The following is an 18,947-nucleotide window of genomic DNA, read 5'->3' as shown; positions in this document are numbered from 1 at the left end:
CCCCTAAATTCGTAACATTTAAGTTAGTGGCCTTGGGCTGTTGTGAGAGTTGCTCCCTAAATTGTTTTCTATGTAGACCCGCGTTCACCACGAGAGGCGTTGATATAGCCAACCGACTTAAACCATAAGAGCGTCCGCTTCACGGCGTCATCCAGTGAGACGGATGCTTCAAAGCCGAGTTCTCTCTTCGCCTTGTCTCCTGATAAAAACTGTCCGGATGACATGACTGCGATTGCAGTATCCGTAATTTTTGGCGTGGACCCGTTAAAGTACCGGTATCTAATCCTTTGAATCTTCGCCAAAGCCTTCACCACCGTTAACGGGATGATTTTAGGTCTGGTAATTTTCCCGTCTTGCAGGTTTACGCTGAAGAACAATGAATTACCGATATCCACGACTTTCGAAGCCAGATTCGACATGGCGATGTTTTCATTGGTCAATAGATACCGCTCCCCGACCCTGCCTTTTTCGCACACCAGGGCGATGCCCAAACCTGCATCGCCCGCGTAGATGCAATTGCGATTTCCCTCCACATAGGCAGGCAGCGTCTGATTGACAATCCCGAGCAGAAACTGTCCGGTGCTGGGTCCATAGTCATACTCGCCGAAGGTCATTGACGGAATGGCGATACAGACCGGCAACCCTTCCGCCGCCATTTTTAGCGCCAAATCATCCATTGCCCATTTCGCCTGTACATAGGCGTTTTTATTTTGCGGTTGGCCGGAGTAACTCTGGTCTTCGCCAGCAGGTTCGCCTGTGGGATTTTTTGGCAAGGCGATGGAGCCTCCCACATAAACGATCCTTTTCACCTTGGAAACTTTGCAGGCCTGATAAAACACCTTTTCCTGAGCTAAGGCCAATTCCACATCCCGCCGCCAGGGCTTTGGCGTTGTAGGATAATAGCCGGCGCAATTGATCACCGCATCGAGCCCGCGCATGGCGCCCGCCAGGGTTTCTACATCGCGAAGATCGCCGATTCTTGCCTCAAAATGCAGATCTTCGATCTTGCTGAGATCTGAGTCTTTGCGGTGAATGACAACGACTTCATGTCCTCTGGCGAGCAACGCGGCGGCCGTATGGTGACCTAGCATGCCTGTTGCGCCAATTACGCCTACTTTCATCTTGGTTTTACCTGCTTGATACCTAGCTATGAAGCGCCCTCACCCGATCTGGCGCTTTTCATCCATTCATTCCTTCATCCTTCCACTACTTCACTGCGTCACTTCAATAAAGCCATTAAAGCCTTGGCTGTACCTTCGGAGCTGGCGGGGTTTTGTCCGGTGACCAGGAGGCCGTCGGTAACAACGTGAGACTGCCAGTCAGCGCCTTTCTCATAATGGCCTCCCAGGCGTTGGAACTCGTCTTCAATTAAGAACGATACGACAGAAGTTAATCCTACGGCGTCCTCTTCACTGTTAGAGAAGCCTGTGACTTTACGGCCGGCGATCAAAGGATTTCCTTTTTCGTCGCGTACTTTGATCAGCGCGCCTGGGGCATGACAAACCAGCCCGACTGGCTTGCCAGCTTGCGTAAATGTTTCGATGAGAGAAATGGAGTTTGCATCATTAGCCAGGTCCCAAAGAGGACCATGTCCGCCCGGATAGAAAACAGCGTCAAAGTCTGCGCTGTCGACAGACGCCAGGGGGACGGTCGCCGCCAGCAGTTGCTGGGCTTCCTGGTCTTGATGAAAGCGTTCCGTCGCTGCGGTTTGGGCGCCCGGCTCATCGCTTTTGGGATCGATGGGCGGTTGGCCGCCGGCCGGAGACGCCAGAGTTATCGTGGCGCCCGCATCCTTAAACGCATAATAAGGAGCCGCGAACTCCTCCAGCCAGAATCCCGTCTTGTGGCCTGTATCTCCAAGCCGGTCATGTGAGGTCAACACTAATAAAATTTTCATAATTATCTCTCTGTTTGAGTTCATGATGGTTTCTAACCATCCTAGGTCAAACCCATCTGCCGCAGAACAGGTTGAATGCTGAAATGACTTTTGTCTTAATGACAATAATCACAGTATGAGAACACGCGATGGACAAGCTAAGAGCCATGCAGTACCTGCTCAAGGTAGCGGATACCCTGAGTTTTTCACGGGCGGCGAAGTCATTCGGCGTACCAGCTTCTTCCATCTCCCGCCGCATCGCCGATCTGGAAGCGGACCTGGGAGTGGAATTGCTTCACCGTACAACCCGTACTGTGCGGCTGACGGAGATTGGCTTGATTTATGTTGAAAAAGTGCGCACGGGAGTGGCCCAGCTTGATGACGCTGAGGAAATGGTCAGTCTGCACAGCAGAACGCCAAGCGGCACATTACGCATTAGCGCCATGCCAAGTTTCAGCCAATTGCTGCTGCCTGCCGTCATCGCTTTCAATGAACGTTATCCCGATATTCTTCTGGACCTGCATTTCAGTGACGCAGTGGTGGAAATGGGGCGCGATAGTATTGATATCGCCATTCGTAGCAGTCTTTTAACTCAAGAGCGGGTGGTCGCTCGCAAAATCCACAGTCACAATTATCTTCTTGCCGCGTCTCCAGAGTATTTAAAAAGAAATGGAACGCCTCGCACACTGGAGGATCTGCAGGATCACCCCGCCCTGCTCTACCGTGGACCAAGTTCCGTTTTGAAATGGTACGGCCAGGACGCTGATGGCTGGTATGAACTGCCAATTTCACCACTCATGATCAGTAACGATGGCGCCACGCTGGTGGCAATGGCCTGCCAGCATCGAGGTCTTGTATTGCTGCCTGAATGGGGACTTGAGAGGTACGTCAATCGAGGCGAGCTCATTCCTATCGATCTGAATCGGCCCATATCGGTGCGCCGTGGAACTGAGGCAAGCCTCTACCTGATGTACTTACATGCCAGATATCAGATACCCAAAGTTAAACTGGCGGTGGATTTTCTGTTTGAACATCTGACACAGAATTCGACGGACCTGTGATTTCTGATTTATGTGGAACGCGGCTGCAAAATCTAACCATTATCCCGATCATACTCCTGCCGAGCGCTGCGTATTTCATCATGGTGTGTGTTGGCCCATGAAACCAGTTTCCAGAGTGACTTGGCCAGGCCTTCTCCCAGCGGGGTCAGTTCATACTCCACCTTTACCGGGACTTCTGGATAAACCGTGCGGTTAACGTATCCATCCCGCTCCAGATCTCTCAAGGTTTGCGTCAGCATGCGCTGAGAAATACCTTCGATTCTGGTTTTCAGCGAATTGAAGCGATCAGGCCCTTCAACGAGGCTGAATAAGATCAGCATCGACCATTTATCCCCTACCTGACTGACCACATTTCGAATCGGACAGTCTTCATTTTGCAGAAAAACTCGCTTGCCGTTTTTGGTCTTGGTGCTCATTGCTCTTCACTCACAGGTTATCAAAAGGTAACTAGGGCAGATTTTAGTGCCTAATTGTTGTCCAAAATTCTTTTCTGTATGTTAGTACACATTAGTAACCTACATGAAGACAATTTTATGACTCAATCTCTACTTAACCTGGCGCTAAATGAATATGCAACACGCCGCGCAGAATCTGGAATCGATTTTTTTACCCCCAAATACGTAGCTGTCGGCAAGTTTAACGTTCGGTATGTACGTCACGTTAAAGAGAATGCGCCCACTTTGGTGCTGCTTAACGGTTTACCTCAAAGCATCCGCATCTGGGAGAGTTTTTGGGAAAGGCTCTCCCATGACTTTGATCTGCTTGCCTTCGACATTCCTGGATTCGGGCTTACCAAAGCGGAAGAGAGCGATATGTCGCCGAGAAAACTGGGGCAAGCCGTCATCGACATAATGGACCACTTTGGCATTCAGAAAGCGCACCTGATTGGCCCCGATGTGGGCGTGCCGACAACACTTGCGGCCGTTATTGGTCATCCTGAACGCTTCGAGAGTATTAATATTTTTGACGGTCCTGGCAGTTATCCGCCCAAAATGTCCCCCATTTTGACGGCGGTCATCAAATCAGGTTTCGTCAGATGGCTTGCGAAAGGGCTAAATAGAAAGGCGGTTATGAAGACTAACTTTATGGTCGCAGTGAAAGAAGGTTACAAGCGCTATCGGCCAACAAAAAATGCAATTCGAGAGTATTACCAGATAACCCATGACCTGCAGAGTCATCGTTGCGCCATGAGCTTCTTTGGCGCCTATGCTCAGGATCTTCCCTGGATTCAGGAACGCCTGCGGAGCATTTCGGTTCCTACTTTGGTTACCTGGGGAAAACTCGACCCGTTCGTTGACGTCAGCAACGCCGACTATCTTGCATCGCACATCCCCTTGAGCAAACTCGTCATCTTTGAAAACGCCTCCCACTTTTCATCTGAAGATGCGGGAGAAGAGTATTTAAAAACCTTAACGAACTGGTGTCTGGGTGAATACAAGGGGATACGGGGGAAAGCTTGATCCCCCCCTACTCCTTTATTTCCCATTCCTTCTCTTTTATTTGTGTCGACTATTTGTGTCTGCGTTGCCGAGACTCCGCCCTGCCTTTCCATCAGGTTGGCGGAGCCTTTCGGGCGCTCAGGAGATATCCGCCACTGCCGCGTCGAGTGCGGCGATATCGATCTTCTTCATGGTCATCATCGCGTCGAACGCGCGCTTCGCCTCGATCGGGTTGGAGCTTGTGGTCAGATCAAGCAGTCGTCTCGGCGTGATCTGCCACGAATACCCCCAACGGTCTTTACACCAGCCGCAGGCGCTCTCCGCGCCGCCATTTTCGATAATGGCGTTCCAATAACGATCTGTTTCTTCCTGATTCTCCGTCACGACCATGAAGCTGACGGATTCATTGGGAGTGAACACCGGACCGCCGTTCAGACCAACAAACTGTCGCCCGAGCACCGTGAACTCGACGGTCAACTCTGTTCCTTCCCGACCGCCAGGAAAATCGCCGGGAGCCATGTTGACTCGGCCGACATGACTGTCGGGAAAAGTGGCGGCATAGAACTCAGCCGCCTTGCTGGCTTCACCGTGGTCAAACCACAGACAGGTAATGAGGTTGGTCATCTCTGCTCTCCTTATTTGTTGGGCGCAAACCCTTTGTTGCAATCACAGAGTAGTCGTTCAGCGACATCCCATTTCGACAGTCGTGCGTAAATAATTTTGAAATAAGCTTATTTGTTACTCCGACAGTACGATGTTTTGACAGGGCTCCACCTATTTCATGTTTCTATCAGTCGCCTCGAAGTGCGTCATCTGATCGGTGAGAGCATTTTAATGTTGTCTATTTCATTAAATCGCTATGACGTTTCAGAAGCTTTTCCCATAGCAAGTTCAATTCATTGTCGGCGCCGGGGTACGGAGGAGCGAACTCAGGTATATATAGCCAGTAATCTATTTGAGAGGGCTGGATATACTCAACTCTATCATCAACTAAGATGGTGCGGCTCATGTTTGAGTTTGGTATGAAATTTAGATCTTTGTGTTCGCCGCTCCAATTGATATATTCAAGGTCTTTAAACCATTCAGGGGCTGCCCCTTCGTCTGAAAGTAATATTGCTATTTTGCGAAACCGTTCTTCGTTAATGGCTGTAAAAATAACAATGCGTTGGAATGCCTGCTTACAGTTTGTCAAGAATGGGTGTAAGTTGGGCCGAGGAATTTGACTCATCGCATTCGAGATCAATGTGCCCTCAAGGTCTAGCGCCAAAACAGAGTTTGGCGCAATTGAAAATTCATAGCTTGATTTTAACTTATTGCTATTCACTGATCTTAAGTCCTGTTTTTAGGGAAACTCTGAATAACCCATAGTTATCGTAAAAGTCCCTTTTCGTTGTAAGTTTGATCCAGCCATATATGGATTTTTGCGACAACATTCGTCGCCTCTCAGGGCGGAGCGACCTATATCAGAGGCATCTCCGCCCTCTTCCAGCTCAACTTACTTTCTACTGCAAAATCACTAAATGTTCTTGGCGGGCGATCAGTAGCGTCTTCAACTTCGCAAGTAAGACGTTCTTCAGCGCCTCCCGCTATAGCGGTATCCAATGAGGATAGAAGACTGGCGTATTCAGGCGTCATCCCTATGCGTTCATATCTTTCCTTCAACTGCCGCTCCGTCAACATCACATGTTTGACAGGACGACCAATAGCTGTGGAAATTATTCTCGCTGCATCAGTGTAGGTCATGAGCTGAGGTCCCGTCAGAATTAAGTCTCTATTCATCGGCTCCCGTTGAGTTAGCGCTGCAGCGGCTACTGCTGCGATATCTCCCGCATCTATAAAAGGTATGCGGCCGTCTCCTGTTGCTGAATATATCGCCCCTTCGTCCCTGATTGTCAGTAGATGTTGTTGCTCGGAAAAGTTCTGCATAAACCAGGAAGGACGTAATACTGCCCATTCCGGCGCGTTTTCCGCCAGATATTGATGAACGGCGCCAAGCATTGGCCCCCCCCTAGGCAATGACGATGCGCTGAGTAACACGAAACGACGCACGCCGTTCTTAATCGCAAGGTCGATAAAGGGGCGCATCGCTTCCAAAGGCTCACTGACATTTGAGGGGGCGAGCAGGTAGACTGCATCGACTTGGGAAAGCGCCGCCTCAAAAGTGCTGGCGTCGCTCCAATCAAACAATGTGCTATCGCAAGACTCTACAACGGTTATAGAACGCGCCGCCAATCTAACTCTGACATCGGCGGAGGCCAGTCTGGAAGCAATGCGTCTACCGGTCTTTCCCGTACCTCCAGTTAAAAGCACTGTCCTCATAGCTTGTTCTCCACTTCGCCTTGCAGAGGTGCGAGGTTCCCCAACGCGTCGAGCGCCACAAGAGGATTCCAGTAATCAACGTAGCGTTCAATCATCCCATCGCGAACTGTAATCACGGATATATAACGTTGATAGTAAGGACGCTGGGTCTTGAGTGCGCGTCCTGCACATTCGAACTCCAGAATCACCACATTTGGAGTCAATGTGTGATGTATCTGGGGCTCGCTCAGTCTGTCGACGGCAAGAATATCACCCAGCCTGGATAAGTATGAGGAAAGCGCCACACGTCCCTTTATTTCTCGCACGCTGTCAGCTGGCGCATAGGGGAACTCCATAACGCCGTCAGGGGCCATCATCGCTACAAAATCCTCTGCGGTCTGGTCCACAAGCGAACCGAGAGAATGTTTGAGCATATCTGAGAAGCGAGCGAAACCTGCGGTGCGATCAACCATTATCTGTAACTCCTTGCTCATCGTTGGAACGGTATCGTATCATCGACAAAACCTTACTAGAGATATTCAATGGAACGCAACCGTCTCGACGAAAATAAAAACCGCCGTCGCCTTTCCGGCGCGGCAGTGAAGCAGGAGGCAGTCACTCAGGCGATTGAACGAGCTTTATTCCAGGTGTGGGCGAAAACAGGCTATGCGGCCCTGACCATGGAAGCGGTGGCGAAGCAAGCAGGAGTGGGCAAGGCTGCAATCTATCGGCGCTGGCCATCGAAACTGGCGATGGTGAATGATGTTCTTACCCGTGTAGGAACCAGCCTGGCGGTAGCGCCAGACACGGGTAACTTGCGCGGTGATATCCTGGCGCTTTTAAAGAGTTTACGGCGGCTTCTGAGGCACCCTCTTGTCTCTCGCATACTTCCAGACCTTCACGCAGAGATGCCGCGAACGCCTGAACTCGCCGCCGCCATCCGATCAGAGTTGCAGGTGCAACGGAGAGCGCGAGCCAAGGAAATACTGAAACGCGCCAGCGCTCGTAATGAGCTATCTGCGGATACTGATTTTGATATCGCGGCGGACATGTTTGGCGCACTCATCTACTGGCGCATGATTATTACTCGACAGAAGGCCGATAACGCTTACTTGGAAAGGCTATCCGATGTAATGATGAAAGCGTTGGGACCTTCTTGAGTACAAGCAACATCGCGGCGCTTTGATATGCCGCCAAATAACTCAACGGTATTTATTTCAACTTTCAACGGAAATATAAGTCACCTGACCTGCTAAGTTAAAAACGACCGCCAGCAAATAGTGAGTGATGTCTGCTGAAAACTGGACATCAAAGACTGCGAAAGCTTCTTCGTCCTCTGGATACAGGCCGATCCTATGAAGCGATAGCGCCTTCATGAAAGACTCTTTATTAATCGGCGTGTTACCAAAAACAGCTTTAGTCTCTTCTTCTGAAAATGCATCAAGATGATGTTGTAGATAAAATCTCGCCGCCTCTGACTCTTCTCCTTGGTCAAAATCATTTGATATGGCTGAAAAAGCACGGTTTGCATAGCTCTCCAGAGAATCTACAAACGTCGAGATGACTTCAAAATCACCTTTTTCCAATTCGTCGGACTCTAAGTTGAGATCAACCTCTACTTCTACGCCATTAATTACAACCGTTCCCTCGTAGTATTTCTCAAGGTTGTTTGGGTCAATTTGTCCGAAAATATCAATTCCCATCAGCATCAATTCCTTAGATAACAATACATTTCCATGGAGAGAAAGAGTTATAAACTATTCCTCACAAAAACCGAGCATCCACAAACTCCGGCGACTGCCAGCGATTAGCCTGGTTGTTACTGATGAAGTCGCCATACCAGGATTCGAGGTCTTTGTAGTTGGCGGTAATTTTTTTCTCATCAAGCCCCGCTGCCTTGAGCTGAGTCATGTCGGCGAACTGGCTTGCCTGGGGGTTCACCAGGGCCACTGACAACATGCCTTCAAAGTCGATTACTCCGCTCAGTTCGGGCCAGTATAGAACCACATCCGACGTATTGGCGGTTTTAAACGCAGAGGTGGATCTTAGCAGCGCCATTAACTTTTCCGCTAAGCGTTCATCCGGTCCCATCACCGACATTACAAAAAAGCGAAATGCTTCTGCATCGGCCTCGTATTTCAACAGAACAAAGTAAGGCCCGCCCATGGCCAACTTAAGCACATTAGACAGAGCCTGTTCCGTGGTCGCAGAAGCAGGCTCCCAGTCGATCCGGGGCGTCTTGTCACTCCAATACCAATTGCGATACATCGCATCCCAGTCCGATACAGAGTCGACGCCAGCCGCAGGTGAGGCCAGCCACGCCTCATACTCGGATTCAGACAGGTGTAACTTACCGGCGATAATAAATGCATCACTCATTGGAGCTGTCTCACTAATCACTATTGGGAAAAAAATAGTAAGCGCTGCAGCCTGATCTGCAAAGTGATTTATCGGTCCCCTCGCATGCCGCTGATTCATTCACGACCAGGTCAAACCGCCAGGGGGCTTTGTTAAAGTGCGTTGCGTTACGAGGAATACTTGTTGGCTCTACGGAAGAAAGTGGGTCAATTGTTGAAAAGCATTGGGAGGGAGCAGTTAACCCTGATCACTTCACGTCTTACTTTCATTACAGAGCAAGTCATCCAGCCTTGTCAGCTCATATTCAGCATACAGATAAAACTTACTATAACCAGTGCTCCCAATCAGGGAATTGAGCGTCTGTAAGGCCCATACACACTTGGTTGCTTGATCCGTTACATTCGGAAGATAGTCTGCAACCACATGTAGCTCTTTCAGCTTGAGCAGCTTGGCGGCTATGCATTCGGTTATCGCATCAATTGAGGCAGCCTTCTCGTCGCTGATATTCCGCCAGTGATCGTCAACAAAATGTTGAAACATGCATACTACCTGTTCACTTTCTCTGTCCCTTCGTGCGCAAAGTGTTGCCTCGCACATTACCCTCATAGTTTGTAACGTGCCGGCAGAGGCGGTTTCTTCAAGCTAACATGGTGGTACGGGTGATGGAGAGATTCGGATTAATCCGGCGGGAGACAGACAGTAGATTTTTAGCGTGAACGCCTGTATCAGGTAGCAGGAGCTGCTTCCGGCAGCTTAAAAGAGCTAGGATGACTCGCTTAGTGTAGAGAGCGTCAATGCTTGTTTGAGCATCTTCTCAAGGGTTACGAGTTCCTGGGTTGCAATACTGTGGAAGATGACGCAGTCGGCGCAATCATCAGCAAGGGTTTTGTTTTCCAGCCAGCAGCGCTTAAGATTTTCCAGCCAATTTTCGCAGACTCTGACGCGATTCAGAGTCGTCGGCGATAACACGCTAGCAGACTCTATGCCTCTGAGGAGATTGAGCTTTGCATTGATGCAAGATACGGCGTCTTGTCTGCTGCACTGTACACCAATCTTATGCCAAAACTCATCGACAAGGATGACGTTTCCCATACCAACCTCCAGTGTTTGAGTTTTAAATGAGAAACTTTCACGACTCACACTAAAAGCTAGTTTTTAACGAAATCCTTATCAATACCTACTATTGGGTATCCCCGCACTCCCCTTTAGAGGTACGCAGCTACACTCACTAGCCACTGCCGGCTCATAAAAGGACTGCCATGTACAAAGGCGTTTTCGAATGTGGATCAGAGTTCAAGCTTTGAGGCGCCCGCCTTCCACGCCTCATATACAGGACACGCCATTCTAAACAAATCAAACCGCCAGTGACGCTCCCACCAATAACTCTTCCACCAGCGCACTGCGAAATGCTTCGCCGTCTTCATCGAGTTCCGAGTTGATCAGAACGAACACACCGTGGCTCAGGTCTTCGGTCAGAATCAGGATATTGGCGGCGCCCAGGTCTCGGCCGCTGTGCCCTACGAACTGTCGTTCATTGACGCCTTCCAAGATCCAGCCCAGGCCTTGATAGGGGTATACCGTGGGTTTGACCTGTCGCCGCAGCATTTCCCTGGGGGCTCTTGGCGACAGGATGTCTCTGCTGTTTTCGCCGCCGATCATGGCGCGCACGGCTTTACTAAGATCCGCCACCGAACAGCGCAGCATGCCGGCGGGCACATCCGGATAGCCTTGTTGCGGCAATTCAACCAGGTCGCCGTTCTGATAATCATAAGGTTTGGCGAGTACGTCAGGGTCGAACTGTCGCAGATACCAATGGGCGTTCCAGATTCCAAGAGGTTCAAGCACGTTTCTTTCCACGTATGAAGCAAAGGGCTGGCCGCTAACGCACTCGATCACATATCCCGCCAGCGCCATCGCCACATTGCAGTAATCCCACTTTTGTCCCGGCCGCGCCCGACTATAAGACCCCTCAGGCGTGTAAGCGTCCCCTCCTTTCACCAGATAATTTTTCAGAAAACTGTCCAGACTTTGTCTGGGATCGCCCTCGTAGGAAGGATCTCCATGCCCTTCATCGGAAATGCTGGACGTGTGCGTGAGGAGGTGACGTGGCGTGATGGGATCATGTAGACGATGTGGATTTCTGACTGCAAAGTCGATGTACTCGTTCACATCAGAGTCCAGATCGAGCCTTTCACGCTCAAATAATTGCACCAGCGCGGTGGCGGTGAATAACTTGCTGATTGACGCCAGATGCATGGGCGTGTCGACGGTGAGCTTGCGCCCCTTACCGATATCGGCGTAACCAAAGGACGAGGAATAAAGCGTGCCGCGGTCTCTGGACATGATCGCGACGGAAGTTCCCGCCACATGAGCGGCATGCATGCGCGGTTGAATGCTTGATTCAAATTTCTCCCGCCACGCATCGAAAGAACGCGAGGCGTCTTGGGTCGATTTCGCGAAGGCGATTTGAGGTGCGATCAGGCCTGCTATTCCCATTTTGAGCAAAGAACGTCTAATTAAAATCATGGATAGTTCCCTTATATAAGTCGTCATATTGGTTGTCGTACGGTGGCCGTGCATTTGAGCGACTAGCGGTTCTTTGCCTGAGTCAGCTCATGATCCAGAAAGTTCACGGCATTCATTAATGCCTGCGCGGCTTCAGGCATGAATCCTGAGAAGAGATGCCAGACATGGAACATACCGGGCCAGACTTCCAGATTGACCCGCACCCGGTTTTCTCCCAGATGTGACGCCAGACGGATGGCGTCGCTTAACATCACTTCGTTTTCACCAATTTGAATCAGTGTCGGCGCGATTCCCCGTACATCGGCGAATACCGGTGAGGCGTCTGGATCTGTCGCCAGCGCGTCACCCAAAAACGTACGTGCAAGTCGCTTTAACATCGCCACCGTCACCAGCGGGTCCAGGCCGTCCCGATCCTGCGCCGATGCGCCGCTGAGGGTCAGGTTGGCCCAGGGTGAAAGCGCCGCGCCTGCGACGGGTTGCGGCAACCCGGCATTGCGCGCCTTGATCATCGTGGTGACGACCATGGCGCCGCCGGCGGAGTCGCCGGAAAGCGCCAGTGATTGAGGAGCGACGCCGGATTCCAGCAGGTATCTGTATGCGGTAAATACGTCGTTAATGGGGGTTGGAAACCCATGTTCCGGGGCCTGCCGATAGTCCGGCACATACACTCTGGCGCCCAGCCAAGTGGCGTATCTCGCGGCAAGTCCCTCGTATCCCTTTATTCCGCCATGAACATAGCCGCCTCCGTGTATGTACAACAGTGTGCGGTTATCCAACACCTTTTCAGGCGTAACAACTATTCCCGCAACGCCCCCCATGTTCACCGGCTCTATGTCGACCTTTTCCGTGACGGGGAAGAGCTTGTTCAAGGCGTTCATATAGTGGCTACGCACTTCCGCCCAGCTTGCTTCCGACACCCCCAGTAATTTATCGCCAATGGGCCCCGCCGCGTTTATCCATCCATCAAGCGCCGCCTGCGCCTTATCATTTAACATAATCGCTCCTGACATAAGCCTGCCCACTATTACGCAGAGCTTGATATTAAGTGGCTTTCATTAGAGAGCTCGGAGCTATTAAAAACAAATATACAACCCGTCTTTATTAATACTTTTTTGCACTTGTACAAACTGATACACAAGAACAGCATCTATCAACTTTTAAAATACTATGCGCAGGCATTTCTCGAATGAATTTAAATTAACTTAATCATTTAAAATAACTGCAACCAATGAGTAGAGCTATTTCGAAATAATGTTATGATAAAGTCCTGTGTCATTGTGATAACAAAATAAGATATAGAGGTTCTCGCCAATGGAATATCCAATCAATGGTTCCTGCCAATGCGGACAGGTTACCTACACGCTATCCAAGCCTCCAATTGCTGTAGCGGCCTGCCACTGCAAGCAATGCCAAAAGCTGTCGACCAGCGCGTTCAGCCTCACTGCCATGATTGAGTCAGACGCCCTTGATATTCGCGGTGAAATGAACGAGTGGAGCCGAGTCGCGGCCAGTGGAAATACCTGCTCAGCCAAGTTCTGTGCGGTATGCGCCAATCATATATATCATTACAATCCGAGCAATCCCTCGCATATAATGCTGAAACCATCCACCCTCTCTGACACAAGCATTATTAACCCAACCATTCACGTCTGGGTCAGTGAAAAACAAGACTGGGTTCAGATACCGGAAGGCGTTTTGGTTTTTGATACGCAACCATAAACACTGAAAAGTTATTTACGCCGCCCGCAAGCCACTGTCTATCCGAAAACCAATGGCTATTATGCGGGCGCTCAATGTATATATATGAAGAGAAGCTCGCCGACAGTTCATTAATTATGCTGATAATGCGACATCAAGCCTAAAGGGTCATACCAAAGCGCTTTATTTCCCAATGGAGTTTCCGAAGGCAAAAACGGATTATCTAACAGGAAGGTCCTCCGCTCAGTCAATCTGGCGTCTTTAATCGCTTTTCCATGATGTTTGAAGAATATTTCGTCAAACGATTTGTCGGCGATCATCAGGGTTAATCCGACTTCGATGCGCTGGGCAAGCTCAGGCGCGTACCTGGAAACAAAAAAGTAATAGGGCCAGGGGTAATAAATCAGAGTCTGCTGTTCTATCGCCAAATGCGGTAGCTCGTCACGCCGCGTTTTATATTCGGGGAAAACCTCATTAATGCCTCGTGGAAAGTGATCAAAGCGCCGCTGCACTAGCATTTTAAAAAGCCCGTCGTAGCTGCTGGCGGTTATGACATGGAAGCCGTTTTTCTCATACAGCGCCACATCCCCCCACCCCAATCCCTGACCAACGGTTAAACCGCGCAGGTCATCAAGCGTCTTCAGATTATCAAATTTCGACTGCGAGTCCTTGGCGATAAGACTGATACGATAGCCAAGCAACCCCTTTCTCAAGGGGATGCGGATGGGGATAAAATCCGCCTCTTTGTCTTTGCTGGTGGAACTCCAGATAACATTAACAACGGAGTCTTTACGTCTCAGTTCCACAATATAACGCGCCTCCGACATCACAAAGGAGGCTTCCGACAAGTTATAGGCGCCAAATCTTGAGGTGGTTTTATCCAGCGCAACGGTTAACAGTTCCATTAAGTCCGTGTAGCGGGTGTCGTGAATGGACTGTGAGGCGGGAACCACAACCTTGAAGGCCTCAGAGCCATGAGCCCTGAATGTCAGAAGAACAAAGAGAAAAACCGCCAGCAACTTCATATCTGAAACCTATCTGGACGCTGTCTTTAGCAAAAGTGTAGCAATTCAGCTCTCAGACATGCTGAGAAGCCTCTATATAAATAAAGTATTACGGAAAAAGGCCAGCATGAGACTGGCCTTTGCTTCATTTTTCAATGAATAAAATGTGGACTAATTGCTCCTATGGAGTCCCCTATAGTGAATTATCCAACTTCACCATTTTAGCTTCAGAAGGTACGCCGTTCTCATTGAGTGCGAACAGCATGTAGTAGCCTGGAGGCGCAATATTGGAGTTCAGCGGCGTAGTCAGTCGGTAATAGTTATTGCCCATGGCGTCCAGTTCCAATTCGATGCGTCGCTGATCGGTATTGGAAGAGTGGGTGACCGCAGACAAGCGGATCAGCGCAACGGAGCTGATGGTTTGTTTAGAGCTAAGGTCGAATGCCTTGTTATAGCCGATTTTTCCGTTATATCCCGTCGGCCCATTGTCGACCAGGGAGATTTCCGGACGATCGCCTTTGAACAGGTACGGAGGGCTGTAGATTTCCGCTGTGGTGTAGTTGAACTTACAACTTGCGCCACACGCGCCGCCGCCGGCGACCCAGATTCTGCCGTCAGGAAGCAGCACTGCAGTTGAGTGGTAGTCCCTGGGGTCCTGATGCTGAGCGACTTCCGTCCATTCATCGTTAGCTGGATCGTATATTTCCGGCGTATATACCGCTTCGCTGGTATCGAACAAGTGGCTGTCCCGGGAACCGCCCACCGTGAAAACGCCGCCATCCGGCATCACTACCGAGTTGGCGTAATACCTGGGATGGTGCATGTTTTCCTTGCGCACGGATTCTCCGGTTTTCAGGTCGATTTCATAGACGGAATACAGTGACTCACTGACGTTAATTTCCGCCTGATCATCTTTATAGTCTTCAACACCGAACCGGGCGTTTCCGCCCATTAGCAGCAGCTTGTCCGCGCTGTACTGAACATTGGTGGCGCCCTGAATGTACTTCGGTCCATCCTCACGTCCCTGGCCGGTCAGCGTGGAGCTGCCCTCGCCTTCAACAGTGTGGCGCACGAAGTTCTTGTAGGGCGCGTATTCCAGAATGCTACCGTCATGCATGACGGCGAGTTTACGGTAATACTGCCCACGGGCCAGGCCGTAATCACTGTTTTGTCTGCCGTCGATATCAATAATGGTTTCAATCTTGTCGTAACCAATGTCCCTGGTATTGCTCAAATACCTGAAACTGCGAGTGTCTGGATTCCAGATTTCTCCCTTGGCGTTATCAAAAAGGGAGTAAGAGTTATCCCCGTCGCCACCGGTTGTGAAGACAGAGCCGTCGCCCAGGATAACGGCGCTGTTATACCAACGCGCTTTCACCAGATCGTTTTCCCGGTTCCATTTGTTGGTGTCTGAGTTGTAGGTCACCACATACTTGCGTTTGGACTGGTCGCCTCCGCCGCCCATGATCAGCAGCGAGCCATCCCGATCCATGACCGTGGCCGGGCAGAACATCTCGTAGGTATCTTTCACCAAATACTGAGAAAGTTCTCCGTCTTTGGGATTGAACGTGCCGGTATAGGTGACGTCATCGCCATGAAAACTGATCGGCGTGGAACCCGACCAGAACACCAGCTGCCCGTTGGGCAGGATCGCCGAGGCAATCGCCACCAGGCCCAGCTCGAAAGTGTCGCTCCATTCACCAACCACTGTTTTCGCGGCCGGTTTGAGGTCGAACTTTTCGTTGTCCCCGGTCGTGCAGCCGAATTGCACCAGCTTCGCCCCGTTAGTGAGTCGATTGCCTGCGATATTCAGACAGAGCTCTGTCCCCGCCTCAGTTATCCGGTAACCGTCCCTTAAAGGCGCGATATTCAGCGGTCTTGCAGCCTGGCAATCGCCCAGCTTGACGTCCGCTCCGGCGACGCCCGGCACGTTAATACAGTACTCCCGGTTCTCTACCGTAGTAGTCAGTTGGTAACTCCCATCAGGATTCTGACGAGCGTTCCATAACAGGGAGTCCGCTGAGCAGGCCAACTGCACCAATCCCATCGTTGCGTTACTTTGAAAGCACAGACCGCTGTCCTTGCCGGCAAGGTTAAACAAGCCGGCCGGTATGTCAGCAAACGCCATCTGGGAGGTCACAGCTATGCCCGTACCTACAATTATTTCACGTATTTTCACGTGTACATCTCCAAATAATTAACTTCTTAGGTTTCTCATGCAGCTTGTTGTTTTTATTGACTAACATGAGCACCTGTTAGAAGGGCGTCTGGAGAAATGGTTCAATTATTTCGATTAAGTTAATCGATTATTTTGAAAAGTCGGATAAACGAAGCGGCCCTGACCGCTCTGTTTATGCGATGGCTTTGCACGCCATTCACGACCAGTGCGCCAGACAATATGCAGAATTTACGCGCTGAACCTAAGTCGCGCTCAAGGCTTCCCGTAGACGTTGCGGAAGCGGCACAGGTCTTTTGCTTTCGGGAGATATGGCGACCTGGGTTAAAGTCGCGCGAAAGCTGAATTCATCGGCATGGTTGCGGGCTTCAACCAGAAAGCTGAATGAGGTCGTGGTCAGTTCTTTGCATCTAACGCTAATGTCGATGACATCGTCCCAGGCCATGGGCGCAAGAAACTCAATGGAAAGCGCCCGCGCCGGCGGCAGAATGCCCATGTCCAATATCTCACGGATTCCCGGCGCGCCAAGTTTATGGGTCAGGAATTCGTGCACCGCCTCTATCACGAAATACGAGATACAGGGCGTATAGACAATCCCGGCTGGGTCACAGTCTCCAAACAGGATTGTCCGCTTTGTCGTAAAACTCATGGCGTTCACTCGTTAATCACTTCTTTTCCGTTAATTTTTCGCCGCGCCAACCTTGGTCACGCGACCCCTACTCGAAATCCTGAACTTTCAGCCTCATCTCTATGCCGAACAAGCATAGAATACTCGCTATCACGTAGATTTCAGGAGACCGCTGCACATGTATATCGGCAAGTTGGCGAAATTGACAGGAACCACGCCGAAGGCCATTCGCCACTATGAAACGTTGGGTCTGTTGCCTGAGCCCCAGCGCAGAGAGAAATACCGCGTTTACTCTGACGATGACGTGGAAGCGGTCACGCTGATCAAGCAGGCCCAGTCGCTTGGATTCAAATTGTCCGAACTCAAAAAACTGGTTGAGGACGTCAATGTATCCGACGGCTTTCCCTTCGATGCGGCGATAGCCATGGTCAAGATGAAACGGCAAACGCTACACGAAGAAATGCAGGCGATGCAAAGTCTGGACAAGCGCCTCAGGCAGCTTCAGGAAGATCTGCAAAACTCATCCTGTCGTTGTTGACTCTGCCCCTAAGGACAGGGTTTAGCATCTGCGCCATCAAACGGATATCTGATTAAGTGTTTGGAGGTAGTAGATGAAGAAAATACTGGTGCTCAACGGCAGTCCTAAAAACGGCGGACTCACTGGCGCGCTGTCTCAGCAGTACGCAAGCGTCGCAGAAGAAGCAGGGTTTTCGGTTAGCAGGGTGAATCTGGGTGAGTTAACTTTCGACCCGAATCTGGCTTCCGGTTATGACGTTATTACCCCCTTAGAGCCGGATTTAATACGCTTGCAGGCGCAGATCCAGGAGGCGGATCATCTAGTGATGGCGTATCCCGTCTGGTGGGGTGGCGTTCCCGCCCTGATGAAGGGCGCACTGGATCGCACTCTGTTGCCAGGTTTTGCATTCCGATTTGAAAAAGGGGCCTCCTTTCCGCAGCCACTGCTGGCGGGCAAAACCGCACGCCTGCTGGTCACGATGGATACGCCGCCCTGGTATTACAAACTGGTTTATGGCGCACCCAGTCATAAGATGATGAAGAAAACCGTGTTGGAATTCTGCGGCGTCAAACCCGTCAAAATCAGCGCGTTTGGGCCGGTGATCAAATCAACGCAGACCCTGCGCCAGCGCTGGCTACAGCAAACGGCGTCACTGGCGATGAATGGAGATTAAAACGTTACTCGGTAATTAGTAATTAATAGTTGGGCGTTTGTTTATACGTAATAACTCAGGGCCCTTATTGCCGCTAAGCGGGCTCAGGCAGAGATACCCACAATGCAATAATGGCCGCGCTAGCCATTATTGTGACGCATGCTAGACTGAGCGGAGAAAGTTGGCGCGCGTCGCGGGGAATCAGCAGCGCTCCCAGAACCAGGCCAGTAATGAGCCCTCCTCCGTGAGCGGCGTTGTCGATGCCGTCCACCAGAAAACCAAAGAGGATGGTGAGCAGGGAGAAAATGGCGGCGCCGAAAAAGATCCAGCGGAACTCAATCAAAGGCACGCGGGTTCTATTCAGCCAGAGGTAACTGAGTAACGCCCCGTACACGCCGAATATGCCTCCCGAAGCGCCTGCGGAGACGACACTGACACCATGGAAAGTGAGGGAAAATAGATTGCCGACAAGCCCGGACGTTATAAAGATGAGTAAAAATCGCGTATGCCCGTACATGCGCTCCACCCACTGTCCCCCATCCCACAGCGCCCAGACGTTCAGCGTCAGGTGGATAATGCCGAAGTGGAGAAAAACCGCCGTACCCAGTCGCCACCATTGTCCGTTCTGCGTCGCCGGGCTGACGTTGGCGCCCCACTGCAACATGGCATGACTCGATACATGCCAAAATTCACCGTTTTTTAACCATGTAAAGA

At 50.7% G+C, this 18,947-nt stretch carries 23 protein-coding genes; 6 read left to right on the top strand and 17 right to left on the bottom strand.

What is annotated here, in order from left to right; translation table 11 throughout:
* Window positions 1-68 precede the first annotated feature (68 nt).
* Together ONV78_RS17325 and ONV78_RS17320 are read right to left on the bottom strand one after the other, a co-directional pair.
* Window positions 69-1,121 carry an NAD-dependent epimerase/dehydratase family protein gene (locus tag ONV78_RS17325; protein ID WP_279504985.1) on the bottom strand — a complete coding sequence of 351 codons (1,053 nt, stop codon included), beginning with the start codon at window positions 1,119-1,121 and terminating at the stop codon, window positions 69-71.
* A 98-nt stretch (window positions 1,122-1,219) separates the two neighbouring features.
* Entirely contained in the window at window positions 1,220-1,897 is a 678-nt protein-coding gene (locus ONV78_RS17320) for a type 1 glutamine amidotransferase domain-containing protein (protein ID WP_279504983.1), read from the bottom strand.
* 128 nt (window positions 1,898-2,025) lie between these two features.
* Here ONV78_RS17320 and ONV78_RS17315 point away from each other — a divergent pair, with 128 nt between their 5' ends.
* Complete coding sequence (locus ONV78_RS17315; RefSeq protein ID WP_279504981.1) at window positions 2,026-2,937, top strand: LysR family transcriptional regulator; 912 nt, start codon at window positions 2,026-2,028, stop codon at window positions 2,935-2,937.
* A 32-nt stretch (window positions 2,938-2,969) separates the two neighbouring features.
* Here ONV78_RS17315 and ONV78_RS17310 read toward each other — a convergent pair whose 3' ends face one another.
* Window positions 2,970-3,353: a helix-turn-helix domain-containing protein gene (locus tag ONV78_RS17310; RefSeq protein WP_279504977.1), complete on the bottom strand. Its 384-nt coding sequence runs from the start codon at window positions 3,351-3,353 to the stop codon at window positions 2,970-2,972.
* 117 nt (window positions 3,354-3,470) lie between these two features.
* On the opposite strand from ONV78_RS17310, the gene ONV78_RS17305 reads away from it, so the two are divergent.
* On the top strand, window positions 3,471-4,397 hold the full coding sequence (locus ONV78_RS17305) for an alpha/beta hydrolase (protein WP_279504976.1): 927 nt from the start codon (window positions 3,471-3,473) through the stop codon (window positions 4,395-4,397).
* A 117-nt stretch (window positions 4,398-4,514) separates the two neighbouring features.
* On the opposite strand, the gene ONV78_RS17300 is transcribed toward ONV78_RS17305, so the two are convergent.
* From ONV78_RS17300 to ONV78_RS17285, 4 genes are all read right to left on the bottom strand, one after another.
* Entirely contained in the window at window positions 4,515-5,000 is a 486-nt protein-coding gene (locus tag ONV78_RS17300) for a VOC family protein (RefSeq protein WP_279504975.1), read from the bottom strand.
* Between the two features lie 217 nt (window positions 5,001-5,217).
* Entirely contained in the window at window positions 5,218-5,700 is a 483-nt protein-coding gene (locus ONV78_RS17295; protein ID WP_279504974.1) for an NIF family HAD-type phosphatase, read from the bottom strand.
* A 134-nt stretch (window positions 5,701-5,834) separates the two neighbouring features.
* Window positions 5,835-6,695 carry an ergot alkaloid biosynthesis protein gene (locus ONV78_RS17290; protein WP_279504973.1) on the bottom strand — a complete coding sequence of 287 codons (861 nt, stop codon included), beginning with the start codon at window positions 6,693-6,695 and terminating at the stop codon, window positions 5,835-5,837.
* Window positions 6,692-7,147: a nuclear transport factor 2 family protein gene (locus ONV78_RS17285; protein WP_279504972.1), complete on the bottom strand. Its 456-nt coding sequence runs from the start codon at window positions 7,145-7,147 to the stop codon at window positions 6,692-6,694. The genes ONV78_RS17290 and ONV78_RS17285 overlap by 4 nt, the downstream gene beginning before the upstream one ends.
* A gap of 69 nt (window positions 7,148-7,216) precedes the next feature.
* Between ONV78_RS17285 and ONV78_RS17280 the strand changes: the two genes are divergently transcribed.
* On the top strand, window positions 7,217-7,834 hold the full coding sequence (locus tag ONV78_RS17280) for a TetR/AcrR family transcriptional regulator (protein ID WP_279504971.1): 618 nt from the start codon (window positions 7,217-7,219) through the stop codon (window positions 7,832-7,834).
* A gap of 57 nt (window positions 7,835-7,891) precedes the next feature.
* On the opposite strand, the gene ONV78_RS17275 is transcribed toward ONV78_RS17280, so the two are convergent.
* The 6 genes from ONV78_RS17275 to ONV78_RS17250 form a co-directional block, all read right to left on the bottom strand.
* A complete protein-coding gene (locus ONV78_RS17275) occupies window positions 7,892-8,377 on the bottom strand; it encodes a DUF2004 domain-containing protein (protein ID WP_279504969.1) in 486 nt (161 codons plus the stop codon).
* 61 nt (window positions 8,378-8,438) lie between these two features.
* Window positions 8,439-9,053, bottom strand: a complete 615-nt coding sequence (locus tag ONV78_RS17270) for a hypothetical protein (RefSeq protein WP_279504967.1) — start codon at window positions 9,051-9,053, stop codon at window positions 8,439-8,441.
* A gap of 231 nt (window positions 9,054-9,284) precedes the next feature.
* Window positions 9,285-9,572 carry a hypothetical protein gene (locus ONV78_RS17265; protein WP_279504965.1) on the bottom strand — a complete coding sequence of 96 codons (288 nt, stop codon included), beginning with the start codon at window positions 9,570-9,572 and terminating at the stop codon, window positions 9,285-9,287.
* Window positions 9,573-9,794: 222 nt separating this feature from the next.
* The gene (locus ONV78_RS17260) at window positions 9,795-10,124 is read right to left on the bottom strand and encodes a hypothetical protein (RefSeq protein ID WP_279504962.1); all 330 of its coding nucleotides are present in this window, start codon (window positions 10,122-10,124) and stop codon (window positions 9,795-9,797) included.
* A gap of 261 nt (window positions 10,125-10,385) precedes the next feature.
* Entirely contained in the window at window positions 10,386-11,558 is a 1,173-nt protein-coding gene (locus tag ONV78_RS17255) for a serine hydrolase (RefSeq protein WP_279504960.1), read from the bottom strand.
* A 62-nt stretch (window positions 11,559-11,620) separates the two neighbouring features.
* Entirely contained in the window at window positions 11,621-12,553 is a 933-nt protein-coding gene (locus ONV78_RS17250; protein WP_279504959.1) for an alpha/beta hydrolase, read from the bottom strand.
* Window positions 12,554-12,869: 316 nt separating this feature from the next.
* Here ONV78_RS17250 and ONV78_RS17245 point away from each other — a divergent pair, with 316 nt between their 5' ends.
* Window positions 12,870-13,277: a GFA family protein gene (locus ONV78_RS17245; RefSeq protein ID WP_279504957.1), complete on the top strand. Its 408-nt coding sequence runs from the start codon at window positions 12,870-12,872 to the stop codon at window positions 13,275-13,277.
* Between the two features lie 110 nt (window positions 13,278-13,387).
* Here the strand turns inward: ONV78_RS17245 and ONV78_RS17240 are convergent, their stop codons facing one another.
* The 3 genes from ONV78_RS17240 to ONV78_RS17230 all read right to left on the bottom strand — a co-directional run bounded on the left by ONV78_RS17240 (window position 13,388) and on the right by ONV78_RS17230 (window position 17,085).
* Window positions 13,388-14,281 (bottom strand): amino acid ABC transporter substrate-binding protein, encoded by an 894-nt coding sequence (locus ONV78_RS17240; RefSeq protein ID WP_279504956.1) that lies wholly within the window; start codon window positions 14,279-14,281, stop codon window positions 13,388-13,390.
* 172 nt (window positions 14,282-14,453) lie between these two features.
* On the bottom strand, window positions 14,454-16,439 hold the full coding sequence (locus ONV78_RS17235) for a galactose oxidase-like domain-containing protein (protein WP_279504954.1): 1,986 nt from the start codon (window positions 16,437-16,439) through the stop codon (window positions 14,454-14,456).
* A gap of 241 nt (window positions 16,440-16,680) precedes the next feature.
* A complete protein-coding gene (locus tag ONV78_RS17230; protein ID WP_279504951.1) occupies window positions 16,681-17,085 on the bottom strand; it encodes a thioesterase family protein in 405 nt (134 codons plus the stop codon).
* A gap of 157 nt (window positions 17,086-17,242) precedes the next feature.
* Here ONV78_RS17230 and ONV78_RS17225 point away from each other — a divergent pair, with 157 nt between their 5' ends.
* Together ONV78_RS17225 and ONV78_RS17220 are read left to right on the top strand one after the other, a co-directional pair.
* Window positions 17,243-17,602 carry a MerR family transcriptional regulator gene (locus ONV78_RS17225; protein WP_279504949.1) on the top strand — a complete coding sequence of 120 codons (360 nt, stop codon included), beginning with the start codon at window positions 17,243-17,245 and terminating at the stop codon, window positions 17,600-17,602.
* 73 nt (window positions 17,603-17,675) lie between these two features.
* Window positions 17,676-18,254, top strand: a complete 579-nt coding sequence (locus ONV78_RS17220; protein ID WP_279504947.1) for an NAD(P)H-dependent oxidoreductase — start codon at window positions 17,676-17,678, stop codon at window positions 18,252-18,254.
* A 73-nt stretch (window positions 18,255-18,327) separates the two neighbouring features.
* Here ONV78_RS17220 and ONV78_RS17215 read toward each other — a convergent pair whose 3' ends face one another.
* Window positions 18,328-18,897 (bottom strand): rhomboid family intramembrane serine protease, encoded by a 570-nt coding sequence (locus ONV78_RS17215; protein ID WP_279504946.1) that lies wholly within the window; start codon window positions 18,895-18,897, stop codon window positions 18,328-18,330.
* Between the last annotated feature and the right edge of the window lie 50 nt (window positions 18,898-18,947).

Origin of the sequence: Hahella sp. CR1 (assembly GCF_029813005.1) — a bacterium.
Classification (GTDB): Bacteria; Pseudomonadota; Gammaproteobacteria; order Pseudomonadales; family Oleiphilaceae; genus Hahella.
This window is presented reverse-complemented; position numbering and strand designations above follow the sequence as displayed.

Excerpts from the sequence above, each read along its gene's own strand:
- ONV78_RS17250 (WP_279504959.1), bottom strand. The coding sequence starts at position 12,553 with ATGTTAAATGATAAGGCGCAGGCGGCGCTTGATGGATGGATAAACGCG.
- ONV78_RS17255 (WP_279504960.1), bottom strand. The coding sequence starts at position 11,558 with ATGATTTTAATTAGACGTTCTTTGCTCAAAATGGGAATAGCAGGCCTG.
- ONV78_RS17240 (WP_279504956.1), bottom strand. The coding sequence starts at position 14,281 with ATGAAGTTGCTGGCGGTTTTTCTCTTTGTTCTTCTGACATTCAGGGCT.
- ONV78_RS17305 (WP_279504976.1), top strand. The coding sequence starts at position 3,471 with ATGACTCAATCTCTACTTAACCTGGCGCTAAATGAATATGCAACACGC.
- ONV78_RS17215 (WP_279504946.1), bottom strand. The coding sequence starts at position 18,897 with ATGTTGCAGTGGGGCGCCAACGTCAGCCCGGCGACGCAGAACGGACAA.
- ONV78_RS17310 (WP_279504977.1), bottom strand. The coding sequence starts at position 3,353 with ATGAGCACCAAGACCAAAAACGGCAAGCGAGTTTTTCTGCAAAATGAA.
- ONV78_RS17225 (WP_279504949.1), top strand. The coding sequence starts at position 17,243 with ATGTATATCGGCAAGTTGGCGAAATTGACAGGAACCACGCCGAAGGCC.
- ONV78_RS17280 (WP_279504971.1), top strand. The coding sequence starts at position 7,217 with ATGGAACGCAACCGTCTCGACGAAAATAAAAACCGCCGTCGCCTTTCC.
- ONV78_RS17290 (WP_279504973.1), bottom strand. The coding sequence starts at position 6,695 with ATGAGGACAGTGCTTTTAACTGGAGGTACGGGAAAGACCGGTAGACGC.
- ONV78_RS17230 (WP_279504951.1), bottom strand. The coding sequence starts at position 17,085 with ATGAGTTTTACGACAAAGCGGACAATCCTGTTTGGAGACTGTGACCCA.
- ONV78_RS17245 (WP_279504957.1), top strand. The coding sequence starts at position 12,870 with ATGGAATATCCAATCAATGGTTCCTGCCAATGCGGACAGGTTACCTAC.
- ONV78_RS17260 (WP_279504962.1), bottom strand. The coding sequence starts at position 10,124 with ATGGGAAACGTCATCCTTGTCGATGAGTTTTGGCATAAGATTGGTGTA.
- ONV78_RS17315 (WP_279504981.1), top strand. The coding sequence starts at position 2,026 with ATGGACAAGCTAAGAGCCATGCAGTACCTGCTCAAGGTAGCGGATACC.
- ONV78_RS17270 (WP_279504967.1), bottom strand. The coding sequence starts at position 9,053 with ATGAGTGATGCATTTATTATCGCCGGTAAGTTACACCTGTCTGAATCC.
- ONV78_RS17265 (WP_279504965.1), bottom strand. The coding sequence starts at position 9,572 with ATGTTTCAACATTTTGTTGACGATCACTGGCGGAATATCAGCGACGAG.
- ONV78_RS17325 (WP_279504985.1), bottom strand. The coding sequence starts at position 1,121 with ATGAAAGTAGGCGTAATTGGCGCAACAGGCATGCTAGGTCACCATACG.
- ONV78_RS17320 (WP_279504983.1), bottom strand. The coding sequence starts at position 1,897 with ATGAAAATTTTATTAGTGTTGACCTCACATGACCGGCTTGGAGATACA.
- ONV78_RS17300 (WP_279504975.1), bottom strand. The coding sequence starts at position 5,000 with ATGACCAACCTCATTACCTGTCTGTGGTTTGACCACGGTGAAGCCAGC.
- ONV78_RS17220 (WP_279504947.1), top strand. The coding sequence starts at position 17,676 with ATGAAGAAAATACTGGTGCTCAACGGCAGTCCTAAAAACGGCGGACTC.
- ONV78_RS17275 (WP_279504969.1), bottom strand. The coding sequence starts at position 8,377 with ATGGGAATTGATATTTTCGGACAAATTGACCCAAACAACCTTGAGAAA.
- ONV78_RS17285 (WP_279504972.1), bottom strand. The coding sequence starts at position 7,147 with ATGGTTGATCGCACCGCAGGTTTCGCTCGCTTCTCAGATATGCTCAAA.